Here is a 23,563-nt window from a genome sequence, read left to right as displayed (position 1 = left end):
ACTTGTGCCGGGGCGGTGTTTGCTTGCTTATATTTCGACGCCAACTTCATCGCATCAAGGATGTAAGGCATGGCGCGGGGATACATCAACGACAAGCCAATCAGCTACAGCAGTTTGAAAACCTGGCTGATGGGCCACGGCATGAGCCGCCAGCACTCTGACCATTTTGATGTGTTGAATCATCACCTGCGCCGTGGGTGGGTGATACCGGGGCGGATGGTGATTGTTCCAGACACGGAGAGCGTCAGTTGTTCCTGGAATGAATCCTGGTGGGTGCGTTATGCCGAGGAAATTGATCGCAACCTGGAGCTGGACGCTGCGGCTGCACAGACGATGATCGATAACTACGACCTGCTGCAGAGCCTTCTGACGTATGGCTCGATAGGTATCGGCAGTGCGACATCGGCGTGGTCTCGGCACCTGGATGAAGTCGTGAATACGTTGGAGGAAATCGAACGTCTGCATCAACGCCTGAAAGCCGGCGGGTTGGATCGCCAGGCGTTTATCCGCCAGCGCCAAGTGCTGCTGGCGCTGCTGGGCACGCAACTGCGCGGTGCCGCACGATTTGGCACGGGATTGCGCGGCAATCAATCGCTGAAGAAGGTGCTGGGGATTTCGACCAAAAGCTATCTGAATAAAGGCGAGATCGCCGGGTATGCACAGCGCTTGAAGGCGATTTCGCAGACGTCGAAGTGGTTGGGCAAGGGCACTTATGTTGGGCTGGCGCTGGATGTGGGCGCAGCGGGTTTGGAGATCAAGGAGGCGTGTGTGGTGGGGCGGGAGGCGCAGTGTCGGCGGGCGAAGTATGTGGAGACGGGGAGGCTAGTAATCGGGGTGGCAGGAGCATCCTGGCTCACTGCGGCGGGTGCTATTGCTACGCGTCGCGCCTGTACGATTTTTTTGGGTATTGCAACTAAAGGCCCCGGAGCACTGACGTGTGGAATTATCGGCGGCGCCGGGGGAGGGTATATAGGAGGAAATGCAGGGGGGGATAGCGGTGCGTTTCTGGGCGGCAAGATCATAGAGAACGATGGTGTTTTTATCTTTCAACCCGAGGGGGCCTGACTATGGATCTTTTTCTCGTCTTTAGTATTTTGCTGTGTGTAGGCGCTCTGGTTGGCGTAGGGCTGATGTTATACGCAGAGTGCAAAAAGCTCGAAGTGTTGGAAAGCTACTTCAGTGAAAACAAGCTGGTTTGCGATAACAAACGTTTTTGGGGAAGAAATATGCGGATCGACAGGTTTCAGCGCATGCTCTTGATCAATCAATTGTTAGGAATGCCCAAACTGCATGTAAAGAGGGGCGATGTGACTGAGGCCGAGCTGGCTTCAATCCCGATATCCCTCAAGCGTTGGGCACTTTGGCCGTATCGTCTTGCTTTTATTTGGCTGGCTGCATCAGTCGTTTGGGGCATTTGGTACCGATGGTAGCTCACCTGTCTTCACCGCCACCTGGATGAACCTGAGTATTCCGTACTGGAAGGGCCGGCGAGGTTTAAGGGGCTCTGGAGATGACCAGATATTAGCACTTTTCTGTAGGCGCCGATCTTCTTTTGTGTGGGCAACTTCCTAAATGTGATTGAGCCCCCTAGGGATTGTGTTCGGACGGTATTCGCTTGCCTATATTTCGACGCCAACTTCATTGGTGATTTGATATTCCAGCCAGAGGGGGCTTAACCATGGGTTTTTTTCTCGTTTATTCCATTGTGTTGTTTGTTGGGATGTCTGTCGTCTTGGGACTGCTGCTATTTGCCGAATATACAAAACTCGACGAGTTGGAAAGTTACTTCAGTGAAAATGAAGAAGTTCGCAACAACAAGCGCTTTTGGCGACGAAACCAGTGGATCGACAGACAATATCGCATGATGCTGATTTTTGAATACCTTGCAGACTCTAAACGTCATGTGAAAGCCGGTCTTGTGACCGAAGCCGAACTGGCGTCTATTCCTTTAGCGCTCAAACGTTGGGTGTTGTGGCCCTATTACCTTGCGTTCATTTGGGCTATCGCAACGGTTGTTTGGTCGGTTTGGCGCAGGTGGTGCAACATTCCAATTTGAACGAGGGAGGGAGTTTAATGATGTCGTTTTTTCCTGCTTACACCCTTGTAATGTCTATTGGGACGTTCGTCGTCCTGGGACTGATGCTTTTTGCCAAATGGACAAAACTCGACGAGCTGGAAAGTTACTTCAGTGAAAACGTAGAGGTTCGTAAACGTAAGCAACTCTGGGGGCCAAGCCCACGGTTCGGCGGATTTCATCGCATGGGCCTGATGATTGATATCCTGCTAATGTCAAAACGCTACGTGAAAGAAGGTCTTGTGACTGAGGAAGCGTTGGCCTGCGTTCCGTTATCACTTAAGCGTTGGGCCGTGTGGCCATATCGCCTTGCGATGATTTTGGCTATTAGCTGGGGCTATTGGTGCACTTGGCTCTAGTGGTCGCTCGTTTTCCTACACCTGAGCAGTTGATGCTGTTTCGCGTAAGGAAAAAGGACAGTACGGGTTACTTCACCGGCACCTGGAACGACCGCGAAGGTCAACCCAAACCCTGCACAACGCCGCTGTCCATAACTGAAGCTGTCAACCCGAAGGCCTGGATATTCCGTACTGGCAAGGGCCGGTGCAGTTTGAAGGTGGGGTTTCTAGGCGGCAAGATCATAGAGAACGATGGTGATTTTATCTTTCAACCAGAGGGGGCTTGACTATGGATTTTTTTCTCGTCTTTAGTATTTTGCTGTGTGTAGGCGCTCTGGTTGGCGTGGGGCTGATGTTATATGCAGAGTGCAAAAAGCTCGAAGTGTTGGAAAGCTACTTCAGTGAAAACAAGCTGGTTTGCGATAACAAACGTTTTTGGGGAAGAAATATGCGGATCGACAGGTTTCAGCGCATGCTTCTGATCAATCAATTGTTAGGAATGCCCAAACTGCATGTAAAGAGGGGCGATGTGACTGAGGCAGAACTGGCTTCAATCCCGATATCCCTCAAGCGTTGGGCACTGTGGCCGTATCGTCTTTCTTTTATTTGGCTGATCGCATCAGTCGTTTGGGAAATTTGGTACCGATGGTAGCTCACCTGTCCTCACCGCCACCTGGATGAACCTGAGTATTCCGTACTGGAAGGGTCGGTGAGGTTTAAGGGCTCTGGAGATGACCAGGTATTAGCACTTTTCTGTAGGCGCCGATCTTCTTCTGTGTAGGCAACTTCCTAAATGTGATTGAGCCCCCTAGGGCTTGTGTCCGGACAGTATTCGCTTGCCTATATTTCGACGCCAACTTCATTGGTGATTTGATATTCCAGCCAGAGGGGGCTTAACCATGGATTTTTTTCTCGCCTATACCATTGTTTGGTTTTTTGGAATGTTTGTCGTCTTGGGACTTATGCTATTTGCCGAATATACAAAACTCGACGAGTTGGAAAGTTACTTCAGTGAAAATGAAGAAGTTCGCAACAACAAGCGCTTTTGGCGACGAAACCAATGGATCGACAGACAATATCGCATGATGCTGATTTTTGAATACCTTGCAGACTCTAAACGCCATGTGAAAGCCGGTCTTGTGACCGAAGCCGAACTGGCGTCTATTCCTTTAGCGCTCAAACGTTGGGTGTTGTGGCCCTATTACCTTGCGTTCATTTGGACCATCGCAACGGTGGTTTGGTCGGTTTGGCGCAGGTGGTGCAACATCAACATCTGAAAGGCACTGCATTCTTTTCAAAAAATACTGTACATACATACAGTAATATCCTACAGTCCATCCCAGGTGACCGGATGTCACCTGACCTTCAGTTTTTAACTATGGATGGATAAAAAATGAAATCGAAAAAAAACCTTCTGCTGGGTGCAGCCATGGCGGCCTCCTGCTTCGTTTCGGCCTTCGCCCTGGCCGAGCAATACCCTCACCTGGCTGCGCAAGCGCTTCAACCCAGCGTCAAACAGGCGTTGAAATCCAGTGCAAAAATTGCCGCCAACAAGGCTCCCACGGCGCTGAAACAGCAACTGCGGGCAGGCGCTCAGTCGAAGAAAGCGGTATTCGCCGCGAAGGCCAAGGCCGACTCGGTGGTGGAAGACAACACCGCGCCGGCCCCCGTCACCCAAGTACAGAAAGCCACTGCCAAACAGGCTGCTGCAGTGCAGGCGGCGCTGGTTCAGGGCTGTGAAACCACGCTGGATGTCAACGCGCTCTATACGATCACCGGCGTGCAAACCGGCGACCTGCTGTGCTACCACTTCAACCTGCCGAAGAAGGCCCGGATCAACGCTCTGCTGGTCAGCCAGACGGCGGGCACCGACATGTCGTTGACCTTGTTCCAGGACGACGGCCAGGGCAATCCGCTGCCCTTGGGCACCTCCAATAACCCGGGCACCGCTGATGAGAGCCTTGGCGGCGTGGTGCCGGCCGGTGATTACTACTGGTTCATGGAAGCCAACGCGGCGGTCCAGGGGTCGGGCTTTCAGTTCGGTGTGGCGGTCGATACCAACCTCGACGCCTTCGAACCCAATGACACGCCGGACACCGCCTTCAAACTGCCTGACACGCTGAACTACATCAGTGGCAATGCCGACAGTCTCGATGACGTTGATTACTTCGACTTCACCGCAGTACGTGGCCAGAGCGTGGGGATCGCATTGACTGCCGACGCCGCCAGCGGCAGCGCGCGGGGCAAATGGATACTGGAGCGTTTCGATGGCGCGCAGTGGGTCACCGTGGGCGCGAATGTGCTATCGACCTCGATCCCGAGCCCTGGCGTCGGAGGGGTGGTCAAGGTGCGCGTGCGTCCGAACCAGCACCCGAACGAACCGTGGAGCGCGACGGGCAAATACAACCTGTCGCTGGGTTCCAGCCCGCGGGTGAACAGCCCTGATGTAAAAGGCGAGGCGAACGTGTTGCGCATCCCGTTCTCCGCTTCCAATGTGGGCTATGGCTACATGACCACCCAAGCCTATCGCGACCTGACTTGGACCATGGGCCTGTCGGACAGCACCGGTGCGCCGCTGGTAGGGCTGCATCCGATTGTGTATCTCGATCAGCATATCAACCCGGACACCGGCAATATCGTCTACAAGGCCTACTCGGCAGCCACCGACAGCTCGGGTCAAGCCAGCGGCACGATCAACGTGGGCACGTGCTCCGGTGATTTCCAGACCACTTTTGTCGATTATGCCCAGGGCTACAAAAACACCTGGCGCAGCGACTTTAACTACGGCGTGTGGCGCATGGAAGTACTGGAGTATCCGGGCATCGGTGTCGGTGGTGACAATGTCGAGTACGTCAGCTTCGGCCACTTGTGCAAACAGACGCTGCTCAGCAGCACCAAGAGCTGATGCAGTAAACCGGTAGTACCCAGGGCATACAGGCCGAGCGCCTGTATGCCCTTTTTGCATTATGGCGTCAGCGCCAGTTTCAACGGCACGCGTGTCATGCTCCCGGGCGGTGGCGAATGTGCGAGTTTTTGCTCCAATAGGCGAGCCCGTAATAGGACGGGCTCAGGCGTGAACATTCAAATCAGCGGGTCCCAGCGTTGCGACCAGTCGCTTTCCGCCTTGACCACACCGCGCAGCAACTCCAGCGCCTGCTGCAACACGGCCGAATCCCGCGCCCGTGAGTACACCAGGAACGTCGGGAAGCTGAACTCCGGCGCCTTGGGCGCGCGTTGCATCACGCCGCTGTCGAGGTAGCTTTGCACCACTCGGGTACGGAAATATCCGGCACCGCCGTTCTCCAGAATGTATTGCAGCGCCAAGGGCCCGAGGTTGAAACTCAGCGCGGCGCGGGCCTTGTCGGGCAGCGCGGCGTCATGCTGCTGGCGAAACCCCGGGCCCCAGTCGATATACACATACGGGCCCGGCTTGCTCACCAGTTGCACCAGGATCAGCTTTTCTTCCAGCACCTGCTCCACCTGCAAACCTGGCCAGTACTGCGGCTGGAACACCAGCGCGGCGTCGAGCACACCCAGTTCCAATTGGCGCAGCAGGTATTCGCCCTCACGGATTTCCGTGCGCAGCGCATAGCCTGGGATATGTTCGCGCAAGGCCTGGGCCCAGCCGAGCATCAACGGGTTACACAGGCTGACCTCACCGCCGATATGCAGCACATTGCGATAGCCCTCGGGCAATGGCAGGTCGCGGCGCGCGGCTTCCCAGGTTTGCAGCAGCTGGTTGGCGTACACCACAAAGGCCTCGCCGTCGGCGGTCAGTCGCGCACCGGCGCGGTTGCGCACAAACAGCGTGCTGTCCAGCTGGCTTTCGAGGTTCTTCACGCGTGCGGTGATGGCGGTCTGGGTGACGTGCAGTTTCTCGGCCGCCGCGGCCAGGCTGCCGCAGCGGGTGATCTCGAGGAAAGTGCGTGCCAGTTCGATGTCCATGAAGCCCCCGGGGATGATTGGGGGCCTATTGTAGTGGAATGCGCTCAAGAACTGTGGGAGGGGGCTTGCTCCCGATGGGGGTGTGCCAGAACCCGATCAGTCAACTGACACACTGCAATCGGGAGCAAGCCCCCTCCCAGCGTTGGGTTGGATCTATGCTGGTCTGGTGATCGGGGCTGGCAGGGGGGCGGTAGGGAATGCCTTTGCATATGCCTGGCAAACCCGCAACACCGTCTCATCGGCAAACCGCGCCGCCACCACGTGCAACCCCACCGGCAAGCCATTCGCCGCCAACCCGCACGGCACCGACGCTGCCGGTTGCTGGGTCAGGTTGAAGGGGTAGGTGAACGGTGTCCACTCCATCCATTCGTGCATTCCGGAGCCTGGCGGCACGTTGTGCCCGGCCTCGAACGCGGTGATCGGCATCATCGGCGACACCAGCACATCGTAGTGCTCATGGAACGCCGCCATCCGCGCCACCAGGGCTGCCCGTGCTTCCAGGGCCGCGCTGAAATCGTCCAGGCTCAGGCCCTCACCGCGTTGCGCGATACGCAGCAGGCCGGGGTCGAGCAGCTGTTTTTGCGCCGCGCTCATCGGGCCGGTCAGACGGGCCGCGCCGGCCGCCCATAAGGTGTTGAACACCTCCTGCGGGTCGCTGAAACCCGGGTCGATCTGTTCGACATGGGCGCCCAACTGCACCAGGCCCGCCACAGCCCGGGCGACCACTTTGGCCACCTGCGGGTCGACATCGACGTAGCCGAAGGTGGGGCTGTAGGCAATGCGCAGGCCCTTCAAGTCCGCGGTCTCCGACAACCAGGGCGTGGTCCTTGGCGCGCCGATCAAGCCGTCTCGCGCATCCGGTTGTGCGACGGTTTGCAGCATCAAGACGCTGTCTTCCACGGTGCGGGTCATCGGCCCCAGGTGCGACAGGATCGTCATCGAACTGGCCGGCCACTGCGGCACATAGCCGAAGGTCGGCTTGATCCCGAAGGTGCCGGTAAACGCACAGGGAATGCGGATCGAGCCGCCGGCATCGCTGCCTTGGTGCAACACCCCCAGGTTCAGCGCAGCCGCCGCGCCCGCGCCGCCGGAGGAACCGCCGGTGGTCATGCGCGTGTCCCACGGGTTGCGGGTGATGCCGTACAGCGGGTTGTCGGTGACGCCTTTCCAGCCGAATTCCGGGGTGGTGGTCTTGCCCAGCAGCACCGCACCGGCCTTGCGCATAAACGCCGGGAAGGGCGCGTCCACGTCCCACTGGCCCTCGGCCGAGGTGGTGCGCGAGCCCTTGCGCGTGGGCATGCCGAGGGTCAGCGTGAGGTCCTTGATCGACGCCGGTACGCCATCCAGCGCGCCGCAGGGCGCGCCTTTCAACCAGCGCGCTTGCGAGGCGCGTGCGGCGTTGAGTGCGCCCTCGGCATCGACATGGCAGTAGGCGTTGATCAGCGGGTTATAGCGCTCGATGCGCAACAGCGCGTCTTCGGTGACTTCCACCGGCGACAAGCTCTTGTCACGAAAATGCTGCAGCAGTTGCACCGCCGTCAGTTGGCCGATCTCACTCATGCCTGATCCCCCTGTGCCGCATTGACCATGGCGCGCAGCAACACTGCGCAACCTGCCGCCAGATCATCCGGTGCGGCGTTCTCGATTTCGTTGTGGCTGATGCCGCCTTCGCACGGCACAAAAATCATCCCGGCCGGGCCCAGTTCGGCGACGAAAATCGCGTCGTGCCCGGCGCCGCTGACGATGTCCATATGGCTCAGGCCCAAGGCGTAGGCGGCGTCGCGCACGGCGTTGACGCAGGCCGGGTGGAAGTCCAGCGGCGGGAAGTCGGCGGTGGCGGTCAACTCGAACGTCAGGCCGTGGCGTGCAGCGCTGGCTTCGATCACGCCGCGCACTTCATCGACCATGGCCTGCAGCTTGTCGGCATGCAGATGGCGCAGGTCGATGGTCATCTGGACCTGGCCCGGAATCACATTGCGCGAGCCGGGGCGCAGGCTCAGGCAGCCGACCGTGCCGCAGGCGTGGGGTTGCTGTTGATGTGCGATGCGGTTGACCGCGCTGACCACCTCGGCGGCGCCGACCAGGGCGTCCTTGCGCAGGTGCATCGGCGTTGGGCCGGCGTGGGCTTCGACGCCGGTGAGGGTCAGGTCGAACCACTTCTGGCCCAGGCAGCCCATCACCACGCCAATGGTGGTGGCGCGGTCTTCCAGCACCGGGCCTTGTTCAATATGCGCCTCGAAATACGCACCGACCGGATGGCCGAGCACCGCACGCGAACCGGCGTAACCGATGCGCCGCAATTCGGCGCCCACCGACAGGCCCTGGTCGTCCTGCTTGTCCAAGGTGTCCTGCAAGTCGAACTTCCCGGCGAACACTCCAGAACCCATCATGCACGGCGGGAAGCGCGAGCCTTCTTCATTGGTCCATACCACCACCTCGATGGGCGCTTCGGTTTCGATCTTCAAATCATTGAGGGTGCGGATCACTTCCAGGCCGGCCATCACCCCGAAGCAACCGTCGAACTTGCCGCCGGTGGGCTGGGTGTCGATGTGGCTGCCGGTCATCACCGGCGGCAGGGCGGGATTGCGCCCTGGGCGCCGGGCAAAAATATTGCCGATGGCGTCGATGCTGACGCTGCACCCGGCCGCCTCGCACCACTGCACGAACAGGTCGCGGGCCTGGCGGTCGAGGTCGGTGAGGGCCAGGCGGCACACGCCGCCTTTGACGGTGGCGCCGAGTCGGGCCAAGTCCATCAGCGATTGCCACAGGCGGTCGCGGTTGATCAGCGGGGCGTTGCTCTGGAGCGGTTGTGCAAAGCTATTCATCTTCGAACTCCGGTCAGGCACTCAGGGCCAGGTAGCGGTTCTTGATCGTCGGGTCGGCGCGGAAGGCTTGCGCGCTGCCCTCGTACACCACGCGGCCCTGTTCGAGCACGTAATGGCGATCGGCGAGCTTGTCGCAGACCATCAGGTTCTGTTCCACCAGCAGCACCGGCAGGCCGTCGTCCTTGACCTTGCGCAGGATCTTCACCAACTCGTCGACGATCACCGGGGCCAGGCCTTCGGTGGGTTCGTCGAGGATCAGCAGCTTGGGATCGTTGAGCAGGGCGCGGGCGATGGCGAGCATCTGTTGCTCGCCGCCGGAGAGCGCGTGGCCGGCGTTTTTGCGTCGCTCCTTGAGGCGCGGGAACATGCCGTAGACGTCTTCGAGTTGCCAGCGGCTGCTCTTGCGCGCGGCGATGCGCAGGTTTTCCTCGACGGTGAGCAGGCGGAAGATCCCGCGGTTCTCCGGCACCAACGCCAACCCCTGGCGTGCGATTTCAAAAATCTTCTGGCCCACCAGCGCCTGGCCGTTGAAGTGGATCTGGCCCTGGCGCGGGCAGATGATGCCGAGGATGCTGCGCAGCGTGGTGGTCTTGCCGGCGCCGTTGCGGCCGAGCAGGGTCACCAGTTCGCCGGGGTTGACGGTCAGCGATACGCCTTCGAGCACGTGGCTCTTGTCATAGTAGGAATGGATATTCTCGACGATCAGCATCAGGCAGCCTCCCCAAGATAAGCCGTTCGCACACGTTCATCGGCGCGCACGAACTCCGGCGTGCCTTCCACCAGGATCTGGCCGTGGCTCATCACCGTGATGCGCTGGCTGATGGACATGACGATGCTCATGTTGTGTTCGATCAGCAGCACCGTGTGGTCGCGGCCCAGGTCGCTGATCAGTTGAGTCATGATCGGGATGTCATCGATGCCCATGCCCGAGGTGGGCTCGTCGAGCATCAACAGTTTCGGCTTGGAACAGATCGACATGCCCACCTCCAGCACCCGTTGCTGGCCATGGGACAACTCGCCGGCCAGGGTCGCGGCGCGGGCCGTGAGTTGCAGGCGTTCGAGCACCTGGTCGGCCATCTCCAGGTGTTCGCGCTTGCTCTCGACCCGACGCCAGAAATTCAAGGCGCGCGCACCGTCGCGACCTTGGGCGGCCAGGCGCAGGTTTTCGCGCACGCTGAGGTTCTGGAACAGGCTGGTGAGCTGGAACGAACGCGCCATACCGAGGCCGACGCGGGCGTGGGCCGGTTTGCGCATCAGTGGCTGGCCGTCGAAATGGATCGCCCCGGCGGTGGCCTGGCGTTCGCCGGTCAGGCAGTGGAACAGGCTGGTCTTGCCCGCGCCGTTGGGGCCGATGATGGTGTGGATGGTGCCGGCCGCGACCTTCAGGTTGACGCCGTTGACCGCATGGAACGCGCCATAGGCCAGCTCCAGGTTCTTGGTTTCCAACAGGATGCTCATAGCCCTTGCTCCTTGGCGACGACGACGGCCTTGCGGCGGCCGCGTACTTTCTCGAACAGCGACGCCAGGCCGCCCCACAAACCACCGCGCATGAAGATCACCACCAGGATCAGGATCATCCCCAGCAACATCAGCCAGCGCGGCCACAGATCGGAGAGGAAATCCCCCAGCAGCACGATGGAACCGGCGCCCAGCAACGAACCGAACAGCGAGCCGGTGCCGCCGACGATGGTCATGATCAGGATGTTCTCGGACATCGCCAGGTCGATATTCGACAGCGGCACAAAGTGCAGCAACATGGCGTACAGCGCCCCGGCGATCCCGGTGACCGCGCCGGACAGCACGAACACCAGGATCTTGAAGTGACGCGTGTCATAGCCGATGGCCGAGGCACGGGTTTCGTTTTCGCGGATCGCCATCAGCGTGCTGCCAAACGGCGAGGCGATGACACGGCGTGCGCCGATAAAGATCAGCAGGAACAGCACCGCGACAAAACCGTAGAACGCACGGGCGTCGGCCAACGAAAGCAACACGCTGTCGCCGATGCGGATCTCCGGGCGCGGCACGCTGAGCAGGCCGTTGTCGCCGCCGGTCCAGTCGCTCAGGGTGTAGGCGACGAAGTACGCCATCTGGCTGAACGCGAGCGTCAGCATGACGAAGTAGATACCGGTGCGGCGGATCGCCAGGGCACCCACCAGCAGCGCCAGAAAGCCGCCGGCCACGGCGGCGCCGAGCAGCGCGCTGAACAGACCCAGTTGCAGGTGAATCATCAGCAGCGCCGCGCAGTACGCACCGGCCCCAAAGAAGATGCCTTGGCCGAACGACAACAGCCCGGTGTAGCCGAGCAACAGGTTGCAGGCCAGGGCGGCCATGGCAAAGATCAGGATCTCGCTGGCCAGGGTCGCCGAGGGCAGGACCAGCGGCAGGCCGATCAGCACTGCCAGCACCCACAGCAACATCGCTTTGGATTGGGTCTTGGCGAACGGCAGGGGATTTTTCTCGCTCATGTCAGGCTCTCCCGAACAGGCCGTAGGGGCGGACCAGAATCACCACGGCCATCGCGCCGTAGATCATCAGGCTCGCACCCTGGGGCCAGAGTGTGGTCATCAGGCTTTGCACCACGCCCACCAGCAAACCGCCGACCAGCGCACCGCTGAACGAGCCCATGCCGCCGATGACGACAACCACAAAGGCGATCCCGAGAATTTCCGGTCCGACAAAGGGCTGGGCACCGCGCAACGGCGCGAACAGTACGCCGGCCATGCCGGCCAGGCCGACGCCGAGGGCAAAGGTCATGGAGAACAGGCGGAAGATATTCGTGCCCAGCAGCGACACGGTTTCGGTGCTCTCGCTGCCGGCGCGCACCAGTGCGCCGAAGCGCGTGCGTTCCAGCAGCAGCCACAGGCCCAGGCCCACCAGCCCGGAAAATACGATGAGGAACAGGCGGTAATAGGGATAGACGAAATCGCCCAGCACCAGCACCCCGCGCAGCAGTTCCGGCACGGCGACGCTTTTGCCCACCGGGCCCCAGATCATCACGCTGGCTTCCTGGATGATCAGCGCGATCCCCAGCGTCACCAGGATCTGGAACATGTGCGGCAAGTGATAAATCTGCTGGATCAGCAAGCGCTCGATCACCCACGCCAGCGCGGCCACCACCAGCGGTGCCAGCAGCAGCGCCAGCCAGAAGCTGCCGGTGAGGCTCACGGCGGTGTAGCAGATGTAGGCGCCCAGCAGGAAGAACGCGCCGTGGGCGAAGTTGACGAAGTTGAGCAGGCCGAAAATGATCGTCAGCCCGACCGCGATCAGGAAGTAGATCATCCCCAGGCCAAGGCCATTGAGTATCTGGAACAGGTAAAGATTGAGCATGCAGGAACCCTCGGCAGGAAGCCGCTCGCGCGGCCCTGCGGTGCAAATAGTCAGGGGGTCAGCCGAGCGTGCAGCCCGTGGCCTCGACCGGCGGGAATGACTGGCCGGCGCTGAGCACCTTGGCCAGGTCGTCCTTGTCGGCCATGTCGGCGGCGGCCTTGCCGATCAGCAGGTAGTAATCCTTGATCACCTGGTGGTCGCCGGCACGGATCGACTCCTTGCCGGTGGGGCCCTCGAAACTCAGGCCCTGCATGGCCTTGGCCACGGTCGGCCCGTCGAAGCTGCCGGTGGCGATGATGGTGTCCAGCATGACCTTGGTGCTGATGTAGTCGGCGGCCAGCGGGTAAGTGGGGTTGATGCCGTACTTGGCCTGGGTCAGCTTGACCAGTTCGCGGTTGAGCGGGCTGTCGACCTGGTGCCAGTACTGCGCGCCGAGGTACACGCCTTCGAGCACATCGCTGCCCAGTTCCTGGAACTGGTCGAGGCCGGCAGACCACACCAGCAGCACTTTCATGCGCTCCTTGATGCCGAAGTTGACCGCCTGGCGCAGGGTGTTGGACGACTGGCTGCCGAAGTTGAGCAGCACCAGCACGTCGGGCTTGGTGGCGATGGCGTTGGTCAGGTAGCCGGAGAATTCCTGCTCCTGCAGCGAGTGGTAGCTGTTGCCGACGTGTTCCAGGCCATGTTCCTTGAGCACGTTTTTGGCGCCCTCGAGCAAGGCTTCGCCGAACACGTATTGCGGGGTGATGGTGTACCAGCGCTTGGCGTCCGGCAGCAGCTTGATCAGCGGCACCAGGGTTTCGCGGATCGCGCCGTAGGTCGGCACCGACCAGCGGAAGGTCGCGTGGTTGCAGTCTTTGCCGGTGACTTCATCGGCGCCCACCGGGGTCATGAACACGCCTCCGGCCTTGTCGACTTCCTTGGCCACTGCCAGCGCCGACGACGACAGGGTGCAGCCCTGGAAGAACCGCGCGCCGTCCTGCGCAATCGCTTCCTGTACCTTGCGCACCGCCTTGCCCGCGTTGCCTTCGGTGTCGATGACCTTGTAGTTCAGCGGGCGCCCAAGAATCTCGGGGTGCTGCGCCACCGCCAGGCGCGAACCCATGTCGGCGAACTTGCCATAACTGGCAAAGGCGCCAGACATGGACTTGAGGCCGTAAAAGGTAAAAGGCTCGGCGGCGAATGCCGAGCGCACGCTCAGCGGCAGGCTGAGGGCGGAGGCGAGGGTGAGGCTGGCTTTCAATAACGTACGACGCTGCATGGGGTGACTCCCTGGTTTAGTTATTGGCAGGAGCGGCAAGGGCGATACGGTGGAGCAGGGCCTGTGGGCAGGCATTTTTTTATTGGGGTAACGCAGTGTGCGGGTTGGAATGCAGTCAACTGTGGGAGGGGCGGTGCGACGATTTGACTTGCTCCCGATAGCGGTGTGTCAGTCGATATAACGGTGACTGTGCCGGCCTCATCGGGAGCAAGCTCCCTCCCACATTGGAGCTGGGGTGTTCTTAAGAGTGATCGAACTCCAGTAGAAAATGCGGGCTGACCTGGCCTTCGAGCGCGGTCATATGGTGTTCGGCGTCGCACATGTGTTCATGCATCAGGCTGCGCACCGCGCTTTCATCGCCGGCGCGAAAGGCGCTCAACAGTTGCTTGTGATAGTCGAGGTTGGCCGCGTCGAACTGCTTGCGCTTGGGCTTGTAGGCTTTTTTCAGCACCACCAGGTCGCGCAGCAGGTCGTTGAGAAATTGCGCCGTAAAGCTCAGCAGCGGGTTGGGGCAGGCCTTGGCGAGCAGGTTGTGGAACTCCAGTTCCGCCAGGCGTTGTTCGCGCTGGCCGGCCTCGCTGTCTTCCGGCGCGCTGCAAAAATCCACGTTGGCCTGCAGGGCCTGGTAGTCGTCTTCGCTCAGGCGCCCGAGCACCGACACCGCCAGTTCCACTTCGATGACCTTGCGCAACTGGTACACCTGCTCGCCATCCAGGTGCTGGAAGTGCAGGTAGTTGCGCAGTGCGCGGCTGGCCGGTTCGGTGCCGGCCTGGTTCAGGTAGGCCCCGCCACTCGGGCCGGTGCGCGTGCTGACCAGGCCTTCGACTTCCAGGGCCTTGAGCGCTTCGCGGGCCGAGCCCTTGGAGCACTGGAAGCTTTCCATCAGCTCGCGCTCGGTGGGCAGGCGGTCGCCGGGCTTCAAGGCGTCGGTGACGATGGAGCGCTTGACCGACTCGACAATCACGTCGGACAGCTTCTGGCGTTTGCGTCGTAGCGGGCGAGTGAGCATGGGGTCTATTTATCGTATTAATGCGGATAAATAGCACTTAATAACGATTGGGCCGTAGCGTCAACGCAGGGTGTCGTTTCTGGTGTGGAAAGGTCGCAAACGGAGACTCATTGCACAGTGGCGTCCGTACACACCGTCGAGCGCGGCGGTTTGTTCCCATGCATCAGATAATCGCCCACCCACTGGTTCACACAGGCACTCACGCCGCTGAACGAAACCCCGTGGGCATAGGCGTTCTTCAGTTGTACGCGGCTCGCCGGGAAGGTGCGCTCGAAGGCCCAGGCGGCGCCGGTGGACGGGGTTTGGTCGTCGAACTCAGCCTGGACCATCAGCAGACTGTCGAGCCGGGCGAGTTCCTTGTACGGCAAGCCCCGGCTGTGTTTTTGTGGCCAGGTGGTGCATTGGCGCGCCTCGAGGGCGCTGCCGGCGACCGGGTACTTGGCGAGCGATTCGGTTTCTTTCTGCTGCCAGAGGTCTTCGTTGGAGTAGGTCGAGTCATTGCACAGGATCGCGGTTTTGACCGAGTCGGCGGCCGACATGCGCAACGGCCCGGGCTTGGGCACGTTGGCCTGCAAGGGTTCGCGCACGCGTTGCAGCAGCAGGCTGAACATCGATTTGGCGCGCTCTTCGATCACCGGGTCGGGGCTGAAGCGGTGTGCGCGGGCACGCGTTTCAAGCGCCAGGTCGTCGCCGTCGGGAGTGTCCCGCAGCCAGCGGCTGAGCACATGGGCGCCCATCAGGCCGGCGGGGTCGCTGTAGAAACGGTTGCTGGAACGCAGTGCGGTACGCACGCTGGGCAGCAGTTCCATGAACACACGGCGCACGGCGGCCGGCGTGTCGCCCAGCTGATACACGCCAGGGTCGAGGGCGGCGGCCTGGGCCACGAAGCGCTCGAAAATCTTCTCCTTTTCGCTGGCGACGATCACGCTGGCGTGCTCGAACGTTGAGGTCCAGTTGATGTTCGAGTCGAGCACCATGCGCCCCACGTTCGCCGGAAACAGGCCGCCGTACCAGGCGCCGAGCCAGGTGCCGTAGGCGTTGCCCAGGTAGTTGAACTGCAACTCGCCCAATTGCTTGCGCACAAATTCCAGGTCGCGGGCGGTTTGCTCGGTGGTGATGTAAGGCGTCAGCGGGTGGCTGGCGCAGGCTTGGGCGATCAACCGTGCATTCTGGCGCGCGGCGGCGAGGTTGGCCGCGCTGCGGTCTTCGCTGACGTCCGCTTGCGGCACGATCCGCGCGTCGGAGCGGCACTCCAGGCGTGAGCCCGGCAGCCGGCCCAGGCCCCGCGGGGTGACTTCGATCACATCATAGGTATCGGCCAACTGGCGGTAAGTATCTCCCCAGTCGGGTTGTCGGGCGTAGTGCTTCCAGACGGTGGCCAGGTGTACGGCGAAGGCGCCGCCGGCGTCGAGCCCGGGGCCCCCCGGGTTGGCGAATATCGCGCCCTGGCGTGACAGCGGCAGTTTGGCGCCGACACGGGTGATGTCGAAGCTGATGCGACCGCGCTCCGGCGCCCCATGGTCCAGGGGCGCGGTGACGATGCCGCATTGGGTGCGTTCGATGACTTCCGGGTCCAGGCGTTCGAGCGTCGGCTGCGGGCAGTCCAGGAACCATTCGATGCCGAACGGCGAGCGCGGTGTTTCAGCGTAAGCGCCGGTGGGCGCCAGGGCTGCGACCAGCACCAGGCAACGGTAGGTGATTGCGCTTGCAGCTGGAAGGGGTTTCATCAGCGATCCTGGCCTGTCGTGTGAGAAAAAGAAGCCACTGTTGTGGCTGCTCATTCGGGACGACTTTTTTACCAAGGACCGTGGGGGGAAAAATGTAGGAGGACAAAACGGCGAGTGTACGAAATGCGACTTTCGTTTATCGGATGTCGGATTCCCAGCCGCCGCCCAAGGCTTTGTACAAGGCGATACTGGCTTGCAGGCGCGACAAGCGCAGTTGCACATTCAGGTCCTGGGCCGTGTACAGGGTGCGCTGGCTGTCCAGCACGCTCAGCCAGTCTTCGGCGCCCGCCTGGTAGCGGCTTTCGGCGATGCGCAAGGCGTTCTGCGCCGCCTGCAGCTCTTGCGTTTGCCATTGGCGCTGCTGGTCCAGGCGCGTGATGTTGCTGAGGGCTTTTTCCACATCGGCGAAACCGTTGATGATCGCCCCGCGATAGGTCTGCAGCAGTTCGTCCTGGCGCGCGCGGGCCTTGTCCCGTTCGGCGGTTAAACGGCCGTTGTTGAAGATCGGTGCGACCAGGCCGCCCGTCAGCGTGTAATACGGGCTGCGCAGGATCTCCACGGCTTTGCCGGCGTCGGAGCCGAAGGTCGCGCCGAGCGTCACCGCAGGCAGCATGGCCGCGCGGGCGACGCGAACATCCGCTTGCGCCGCCGCCAGTTCGGCTTCGGCCTTGGCCAGGTCGGGGCGCCGGCTCAGCAGTTGGCTGGGCACGCCCGGGCCGATGCGCGGCCAGGTGAGGGCCTGGAAGGGCTCGGTGCCCAGGTCCAGCGCCTGGACCGGCTGGCCGAGGAGGGCGGCGAGGGTGATCCGCGACTCTTGCGCCAGTTGTTGAATCAGCGGCAATTGCCGTTGCTGGCTGGCGACCAGGCTTTGCTGCTGGGCCAGTTCCAGGGCCGTGGCGGAACCGGCGTCGTAGCGGGTCTGCACCAATTCCAGCACATTGCGTGCATTCGCCAGGTTCAACTCGGCGATCTGCTCGCGCTGGCGTGCGGCGAGGGTTTGCGCGTAGCGGTCGGCGACGTTGCTGAGCAGGGTCAGTTCCACGGTGGCCTGGTCCGACGCGCTGGCCCGCAGGCTGTGCAGGGCGCTGTCTCGCGCGGCCGCGCGGCCGCCCCAGAAATCCACTTCATAACTGGCGCTGAGGTTGGCGCCGAAGCTGTTGACCGTGTCATTGCTTTGCGTCGCGTCCAGGTCCGGCCCGCCCTGGCCGCGCAGTAACTTCTGATGGCTGGTGGACAGGTTGAACTTCACTTCCGGCAACAGCGGCGCGCCGGCGATCACTGCCGTGGCTTGGGCCTGGCGCACCCGTGCGACGGCGGCCGCCACGTCAAAACTGTCACGGCGCGCCTGTTCGATCAGGCGGTTCAGTTGCGGGCTGCCGAATTGCGTCCACCAGCGCTGGTTGTTGAGTTGGGTGGCGTCACGCTCGGCGTACTGCCAGGCGGTCGGTGCTGCCACGCCGCTGTCGACGGCGGGCAGGCTGGCGGCACAGGCATTGAGCAGCAGGCACAGGCCGAGTACGCACACGGGGGAGGCGGGAGATCGTTTATTCACTGGTCAACGCCTTAACCGGATCGAGCCGGGCAGCTTTACGGGCCGGCATAAAGCCGAATACGACGCCGGTGACCAGTGCGCAGCCAAACGCGCCGAGCACCGCCACCAGGGAAAACTGCACTGCGACCTTGGCCAGCATCAGCACGCCGCCGACCAGCAGCGCCAGGCCGATACCGCACAGGCCGCCAACCACCGAGAGCATCAGCGCCTCGGTCAGGAACTGGCGCAGGATGTCGCGCTGGCGCGCGCCGGTGGCCATGCGGATACCGATTTCGCGGGTGCGTTCGCGCACGGTCATCAACATGATGTTCATCACCCCGATGCCGCCCACCAGCAGCGAAATCGCGGCGATCGAACCGAGCATCAGCGACAGCGTGTTTTGCGTGCGCGCCTCGGCCTGGATCATTGCCGCGTTGTTGGTCAGTTGGTAGTCACGCTTGCCGTTATGCAGGCGCAGCATCAGTTGGTCGATGGCGTGTTCGGCTTCGCGCACCTTGCGCGCATCGGCGGCGGCAATCACCACGTATTCGGGGTTGTACGTGCCGAACAGGCGCACGCTGGCGGCGGTGTAGGGAATGGCCACGCGGTCGTCGCTGTCTTTGTTGCCGGAGCTGGAGCCCTTTTCCGCAAGCACGCCGATCACCTGGAAAGGCACGTTTTCGATGAGGATGTATTGGCCGATCGGGCTGACCTGCTTGAACAGTTTCTCGCGGATGCGGTGGCCGATCACCGCGACCGTGGCACCGGCGCGCTCGTCGGCTTCGGTGAAATAGCTGCCCTCGACCACCGGCCAGTTGAAGATCTGCGGAAAGTTGACGTCGTTGCCGCCCACATAGGCCAGGTAATCCAGGTTGCCGTAGCGGATGCCAGCGTCGCTGCCGTTGACCGGCATGATCCGCTTGATCTGCGGCAGCGTCGCCAATGCCGCGACATCGTTGAGGGTCACGATGCCCAGCGGCGTGCGCGGGTTGGGCGAGGAGCCGCTGAGGTAGAGGATGTTGGAGCCGAATGCGCCCATCTGAGCCATGACCTGGCGCTTGCTGCCTTCACCCACCGCCAGCATCACCACCACCGAGGCCACGCCGATGATGATCCCGAGCAGGGTCAGGGCGGTGCGGAAGCGGTTGATCCACATCACGCGCCAGGCGGCCTGCACGGCGTCGAGCAGTTCGGCCTTCCACGCGCCGTTGTGCTCGGTGCCTTCGGCCAGGCGCTGGCGCAGGTCGACGGCTTGCAGCGTCGCGCTGTCGGCGCTGGCCGGGCGGTGGCGGGTGCTGTCGGCCGAGTCGCTGATGATCAGGCCGTCGCGAATTTCGATGATGCGGTTGGCCCGCGCCGCCACGTCGCGGTCGTGGGTGATCAGGATCACCACGTGGCCCTGGCTGGCCAGTTCGTCGAGCAGGCGCATCACCTCGGCGCCGCTGTGGCTGTCGAGGGCGCCGGTGGGCTCGTCGGCGAGGATGATATGCCCGCCGTTCATCAGCGCGCGGGCGATGGAGACCCGTTGCTGCTGGCCGCCGGACAGTTGATGCGGACGGTTGCCAGTGCGGTCGGCCAGGCCCAGGCGCGTGAGCAGGGCCCTGGCGCGGGCGTGGCGTTCGGCGGCGCTGATGCCGGCGTAGATCGCTGGCATTTCGACGTTTTCCTGGGCCGACGCCGACGGGATCAAGTGGTAGCCCTGGAACACAAAGCCGAAGGCTTCGCGGCGTAGCCAGGCCAGCGCGTCGCTGTCCAGGTGCGCGACGTTTTCGCCGGCGAACAGGTAGTCGCCAGCGGTGGGGCGGTCGAGGCAGCCGAGGATGTTCATCAGCGTGGATTTGCCGGAACCCGAGGCGCCGACGATGGCGACGAATTCCCCGGCATGGATCGACAGGTCGACGCCGCGCAATACGTCGACCTGCGGGCTGTCGCCGCCGCCGTAGGATTTGCGGATGTGCTTGAGTTCGATCAGGGGCGTGCTCAATTCAATCCCCCGCTGCCGTCGCCCGGCCCGATCAGCAGGTGATCGCCTTCGCTGAGGCCTTCCAACACTTCGACGCGCAGGCGGTCGCTGATGCCGAGGCGCACGACGCGCTCTTCGATGCGGCCGTTCTCCGCGACCACGCGGGCGGTCTGCCGGTCGGCGCTGGTGCTGTCTTGCAGGGCGGCGACCGGCGCGGTGAGCGCATCCTTGACCTGGCCGGCGACGAAAAACACTTGGGTGGTCATTTCGGCCATCAAGGCGTTGTCGCTGTTGTCCACGTCCAGCAGCACGGTGTACAGCACCACGCGGCCGCTGCCGCTTTTGTTCGAACTGCTGGGGCTGCCGCTGCCCTGGGTTTCGTTCAGCGGCTTGGGCGGGATCGGCAGGATCTGCCGCACGCTGCTGGTCCAGCGGCGGTTGCCGCCGCTGAGGGTGGTGAAATAGGCGTTCATACCGGGTTTGACGTGGCCGATATCGGCTTCCGAGACCTCGGCCCACACGGTCATCGGTGACAACTTGGCGATGCGCAGGATCAGCGGCGTTTGCTGCTGGGCATTGAGGGTCTGGCCGACCCGTGCGTCCACCGCCACCACGGTGCCGGTCATCGGCGCATAGATGCGCGTATAGCCCAATTCCGCCTCGTCCCTGCGCAGGCTGGCCTGGGCCTGGAGAATCTGCGCCTGGAACATGTCGACCCGCGCCTGGGTGGCGCTCAGTTCGGACTTGGCGGTTTGCACGTCCTCTTCGCGGGTCGCGTTGCCGGCGGCCAGGCGCTGCTGGCGCTGGTACTTCTGGCGCGCCAGTGCGTGCTGGGCTTTCTGCTCCTGCAATTGGGCCTTGAGGTTTTCGATGGCGTAGCGGCTGGCGTCGAGCTTGGCTTTTTGCGTTGAGGGGTCGATCTCTACCAGCAACTGGCCTTCCTGCACCTGATCGCCGGCTTCGACATGGATCTTGCGGATCTGCCCGGACGCCTGGGCGCCCACATCCACATAGCGTCGCGGTTGCAGGGTGCCCAGGGCGGTGACGCTGTTTTCAATGTTGCCGCGGGTCACGGTAACGGTGGCCAGGTTGTCGCGCCCCGGCGGCTGCAATTGCCAGGCGGCGATGCCGATAACAGGGATCAGGCACGCCACAACCAGCAGGGCGTGTCGGGCAGGTCGAGGGCGTTTCATGGGTTGGTTCCAGCCAGGAAAGTTCGGACCGCAGTTGCGGGGGGCTGACAGTTAAACGAGAGCATGGCCCGAAGATTTAGGCTGTTTCACAAGTAGTTACAGTGCTGGCGAGTAAAAAAATTGCCCGCTGAAGCAAGTCTTCTTTAAAAGTAGATGAGAATTACTATAAATTGCACTTGCCCAAACTGCCATCACTCATGGCTGTCTTTTTAAGCATTCAAGGACCTAATACCGCCGTCAGGTGGTCGGGAGTCATGTTGGAAAACTACTATCGCGAGCTGGTGTGTTTCCTCAACGCCAAGCTGGGCAACCGCCAGGTGGCCGAAGATGTGGTGCATGACGCTTATGTGCGGGTGCTGGAACGCGCCAGTGACACCCCCATCGACCAGCCCCGCGCCTTTTTGTACCGTACCGCGCTGAACCTGGTGATCGACGGCCATCGACGCAACGCCTTGCGTCAGGTCGAGCCGCTGGAGGTGCTGGACGCCGAAGAGCGCTTCGCCAACGCTTCGCCCCACGCTACCCACGATCACACTCAGCGCCTGCAGATGCTCGAACGCGCCTTGGCCGAGTTGCCGGCGGTCTGCCGCGACAGCTTCCTGCTGCGCAAGCTCGACGGCCTGTCCCACGCGCAGATTGCCGAGCGCCTGGGGATTTCCCGCAGCCTGGTGGAAAAACACATCGTCAATGCGATGAAGCACTGCCGGGTGCGGATGCGCGAGTGGGACGCACCCTGAGCGTCAAGTGGTTAAATTTTAATTCATTGTCCTCGTTTCCTATCAACACATGACCTGTTGTGCAGGTCGTGAAGGTATTCCCGCCCCACCGCCAAGGGGCTTATCCAGAGGACACTGGAATGACACAGGCAATTGCTTCGCCCGCGGTTCACGACTTGATCGGTATCGGTTTCGGCCCTTCGAACCTGGCGCTGGCCATCGCCCTGCAGGAGCGCGAAAAGACCCAGGGCAAACTGGACGTGCTGTTTCTCGACAAGCAGGCCGACTACCGTTGGCACGGCAATACCCTGGTGACCCAGAGCGAACTGCAGATTTCGTTCCTCAAGGACTTGGTGACCCTGCGCAACCCCACCAGCCCGTATTCCTTCGTCAACTACCTGAAAGCCCACAACCGTCTGGTCGATTTCATCAACCTCGGCACGTTCTATCCGTGCCGCATGGAGTTCAACGACTACCTGCGCTGGGTCGCCGGGCAGTTCCAGGCCCAGAGCCGCTACGGCGAGGAAGTGCTGGCCATCGAACCGATCCTGCATCAGCAGCAGGTTGAAGCACTGCGCGTGATTTCCCGCGATGCGTTGGGTGAACAGCATGTCCGCACCACCCGTTCGGTGGTGGTCAGCGCCGGCGGCACGCCGCGCGTGCCCGACGTGTTCAAGGCGTTCAGGGATGACCCCCGCGTGTTCCACCATTCCCAGTACCTGGCGCGCATGGCCCAGCAGCCTTGCGTGCAGGGCAAGGCGATGCGTATCGCGGTGATCGGCGGCGGCCAGAGCGCGGCCGAAGCGTTCATCGATTTGAACGACGGCTTCCCGGCGGTACAAGTCGATATGATCCTCCGCGGCTCGGCGCTGAAACCGGCGGATGACAGCCCGTTCGTCAACGAAGTGTTTTCGCCGGCCTTTACCGACCTGGTGTTCCAGCAGGTCGGCGCCGAGCGTGAGCGGCTGATCGCCGAGTACCAGAACACCAACTATTCGGTGGTTGACCTGGAGTTGATCGAGCGCATCTATGGCATCTTCTATCGCCAGAAAGTCTCCGGCACCGCGCGCCAGGCCTTCCGCACCATGACCGTGGTCGAGAACGTCAGCGCCGGTCCGTTGGGCATCGAGTTGACCCTGCGCAATAACGCCAGTGGCGAAACCAGCGTCAGCCATTACGACGCGGTGATCCTGGCCACCGGCTACGAGCGCCAGATGCACCGCGAGTTGCTGGCGCCGCTGCAGGCCTATATGAGCGATTTCGAAGTCAGCCGCGACTACCGCATCGTGACGGATGAGCGGTGCAAGGCCGGCATCTACATCCAGGGTTTCAGCCAGGCCAGCCATGGGTTGAGCGATACCTTGCTGTCGGTGCTGCCGATCCGGGCGGATGAAATTGCCGCATCGTTGTACGCGCATGATCGCCACCGTGGGCAGGGGCGTTCGGTGCAGGATTTGCTGCTTGCAACGGCGAGCTGATGAACGCTTGTAGCGACTTTTGGAGGCATCTGCCGTACCGGGGTAGAAAATGTGGGAGGGGGCTTGCCCCCGATGGCGGTGTATCAGTCAACTAATTTGTAGCTGACAGATTGCAATCGGGGGCAAGCCCCCTCCCACACTCTTGACCGCGTTCGGCTTCCAGGATGTGGTCGGCT

The 23,563-nt window shown here is 61.9% G+C and carries 22 protein-coding genes and 1 pseudogene; 10 read left to right on the top strand and 13 right to left on the bottom strand.

Annotated features, from left to right (window positions below; translation table 11 throughout):
• Positions 1-69 precede the first annotated feature (69 nt).
• The 8 genes and pseudogenes from AC07W0_RS23420 to AC07W0_RS23385 all read left to right on the top strand — a co-directional run bounded on the left by AC07W0_RS23420 (position 70) and on the right by AC07W0_RS23385 (position 5,317).
• Positions 70-1,065: a hypothetical protein gene (locus AC07W0_RS23420; protein ID WP_102618813.1), complete on the top strand. Its 996-nt coding sequence runs from the start codon at positions 70-72 to the stop codon at positions 1,063-1,065.
• A 2-nt stretch (positions 1,066-1,067) separates the two neighbouring features.
• Entirely contained in the window at positions 1,068-1,430 is a 363-nt protein-coding gene (locus AC07W0_RS23415; protein WP_102618812.1) for a hypothetical protein, read from the top strand.
• 248 nt (positions 1,431-1,678) lie between these two features.
• Positions 1,679-2,056 (top strand): hypothetical protein, encoded by a 378-nt coding sequence (locus tag AC07W0_RS23410; RefSeq protein WP_102651114.1) that lies wholly within the window; start codon positions 1,679-1,681, stop codon positions 2,054-2,056.
• Positions 2,057-2,076: 20 nt separating this feature from the next.
• A complete protein-coding gene (locus tag AC07W0_RS23405; protein ID WP_026140096.1) occupies positions 2,077-2,433 on the top strand; it encodes a hypothetical protein in 357 nt (118 codons plus the stop codon).
• A 26-nt stretch (positions 2,434-2,459) separates the two neighbouring features.
• Positions 2,460-2,671, top strand: a pseudogene (locus AC07W0_RS23400) (hypothetical protein); the annotation flags it as partial.
• A gap of 30 nt (positions 2,672-2,701) precedes the next feature.
• Positions 2,702-3,064 (top strand): hypothetical protein, encoded by a 363-nt coding sequence (locus AC07W0_RS23395; protein WP_046490578.1) that lies wholly within the window; start codon positions 2,702-2,704, stop codon positions 3,062-3,064.
• 247 nt (positions 3,065-3,311) lie between these two features.
• Complete coding sequence (locus tag AC07W0_RS23390) at positions 3,312-3,689, top strand: hypothetical protein (protein WP_102651113.1); 378 nt, start codon at positions 3,312-3,314, stop codon at positions 3,687-3,689.
• Between the two features lie 116 nt (positions 3,690-3,805).
• Positions 3,806-5,317, top strand: a complete 1,512-nt coding sequence (locus AC07W0_RS23385; RefSeq protein WP_102618605.1) for a hypothetical protein — start codon at positions 3,806-3,808, stop codon at positions 5,315-5,317.
• 176 nt (positions 5,318-5,493) lie between these two features.
• On the opposite strand, the gene AC07W0_RS23380 is transcribed toward AC07W0_RS23385, so the two are convergent.
• The 13 genes from AC07W0_RS23380 to AC07W0_RS23320 form a co-directional block, all read right to left on the bottom strand.
• Positions 5,494-6,357, bottom strand: coding sequence for a LysR family transcriptional regulator (locus AC07W0_RS23380; RefSeq protein ID WP_017847522.1), 864 nt, complete (start codon positions 6,355-6,357; stop codon positions 5,494-5,496).
• A 153-nt stretch (positions 6,358-6,510) separates the two neighbouring features.
• The gene (locus tag AC07W0_RS23375) at positions 6,511-7,917 is read right to left on the bottom strand and encodes an amidase (RefSeq protein WP_102618604.1); all 1,407 of its coding nucleotides are present in this window, start codon (positions 7,915-7,917) and stop codon (positions 6,511-6,513) included.
• The gene (locus AC07W0_RS23370; RefSeq protein WP_102618603.1) at positions 7,914-9,182 is read right to left on the bottom strand and encodes a Zn-dependent hydrolase; all 1,269 of its coding nucleotides are present in this window, start codon (positions 9,180-9,182) and stop codon (positions 7,914-7,916) included. The genes AC07W0_RS23375 and AC07W0_RS23370 overlap by 4 nt, the downstream gene beginning before the upstream one ends.
• Positions 9,183-9,195: 13 nt before the next feature.
• The gene (locus AC07W0_RS23365; RefSeq protein WP_017847519.1) at positions 9,196-9,891 is read right to left on the bottom strand and encodes an ABC transporter ATP-binding protein; all 696 of its coding nucleotides are present in this window, start codon (positions 9,889-9,891) and stop codon (positions 9,196-9,198) included.
• Positions 9,891-10,640, bottom strand: coding sequence for an ABC transporter ATP-binding protein (locus AC07W0_RS23360; protein ID WP_017847518.1), 750 nt, complete (start codon positions 10,638-10,640; stop codon positions 9,891-9,893). The genes AC07W0_RS23365 and AC07W0_RS23360 overlap by 1 nt, the downstream gene beginning before the upstream one ends.
• Positions 10,637-11,647: a branched-chain amino acid ABC transporter permease gene (locus AC07W0_RS23355; RefSeq protein WP_017847517.1), complete on the bottom strand. Its 1,011-nt coding sequence runs from the start codon at positions 11,645-11,647 to the stop codon at positions 10,637-10,639. The genes AC07W0_RS23360 and AC07W0_RS23355 overlap by 4 nt, the downstream gene beginning before the upstream one ends.
• A 1-nt stretch (position 11,648) precedes the next feature.
• A complete protein-coding gene (locus AC07W0_RS23350) occupies positions 11,649-12,509 on the bottom strand; it encodes a branched-chain amino acid ABC transporter permease (protein ID WP_102618602.1) in 861 nt (286 codons plus the stop codon).
• A 58-nt stretch (positions 12,510-12,567) separates the two neighbouring features.
• Complete coding sequence (locus tag AC07W0_RS23345) at positions 12,568-13,770, bottom strand: ABC transporter substrate-binding protein (protein WP_046382794.1); 1,203 nt, start codon at positions 13,768-13,770, stop codon at positions 12,568-12,570.
• A gap of 241 nt (positions 13,771-14,011) precedes the next feature.
• Positions 14,012-14,779, bottom strand: coding sequence for a FadR/GntR family transcriptional regulator (locus tag AC07W0_RS23340; protein ID WP_046382795.1), 768 nt, complete (start codon positions 14,777-14,779; stop codon positions 14,012-14,014).
• A gap of 107 nt (positions 14,780-14,886) precedes the next feature.
• Positions 14,887-16,506, bottom strand: coding sequence for an alpha/beta fold hydrolase (locus tag AC07W0_RS23335; protein WP_017847513.1), 1,620 nt, complete (start codon positions 16,504-16,506; stop codon positions 14,887-14,889).
• Between the two features lie 136 nt (positions 16,507-16,642).
• Positions 16,643-18,058 (bottom strand): efflux transporter outer membrane subunit, encoded by a 1,416-nt coding sequence (locus tag AC07W0_RS23330; protein WP_102618601.1) that lies wholly within the window; start codon positions 18,056-18,058, stop codon positions 16,643-16,645.
• Positions 18,051-20,021, bottom strand: a complete 1,971-nt coding sequence (locus AC07W0_RS23325; RefSeq protein ID WP_046490563.1) for a MacB family efflux pump subunit — start codon at positions 20,019-20,021, stop codon at positions 18,051-18,053. The genes AC07W0_RS23330 and AC07W0_RS23325 overlap by 8 nt, the downstream gene beginning before the upstream one ends.
• Positions 20,018-21,193 (bottom strand): efflux RND transporter periplasmic adaptor subunit, encoded by a 1,176-nt coding sequence (locus AC07W0_RS23320; protein ID WP_102618600.1) that lies wholly within the window; start codon positions 21,191-21,193, stop codon positions 20,018-20,020. The genes AC07W0_RS23325 and AC07W0_RS23320 overlap by 4 nt, the downstream gene beginning before the upstream one ends.
• Before the next feature lie 254 nt (positions 21,194-21,447).
• Here AC07W0_RS23320 and AC07W0_RS23315 point away from each other — a divergent pair, with 254 nt between their 5' ends.
• Together AC07W0_RS23315 and AC07W0_RS23310 are read left to right on the top strand one after the other, a co-directional pair.
• Positions 21,448-21,930, top strand: coding sequence for a sigma-70 family RNA polymerase sigma factor (locus tag AC07W0_RS23315; RefSeq protein WP_017847509.1), 483 nt, complete (start codon positions 21,448-21,450; stop codon positions 21,928-21,930).
• 119 nt (positions 21,931-22,049) lie between these two features.
• Positions 22,050-23,387: a lysine N(6)-hydroxylase/L-ornithine N(5)-oxygenase family protein gene (locus AC07W0_RS23310; RefSeq protein ID WP_046382797.1), complete on the top strand. Its 1,338-nt coding sequence runs from the start codon at positions 22,050-22,052 to the stop codon at positions 23,385-23,387.
• The last annotated feature ends 176 nt before the right edge of the window (positions 23,388-23,563 follow it).

It is taken from the genome of Pseudomonas sp. GW704-F2, from assembly GCF_059423025.1.
The sequence above is the reverse complement of the archived record's forward strand: the minus strand, read 5'-3'. Positions and strand labels throughout refer to the sequence as shown.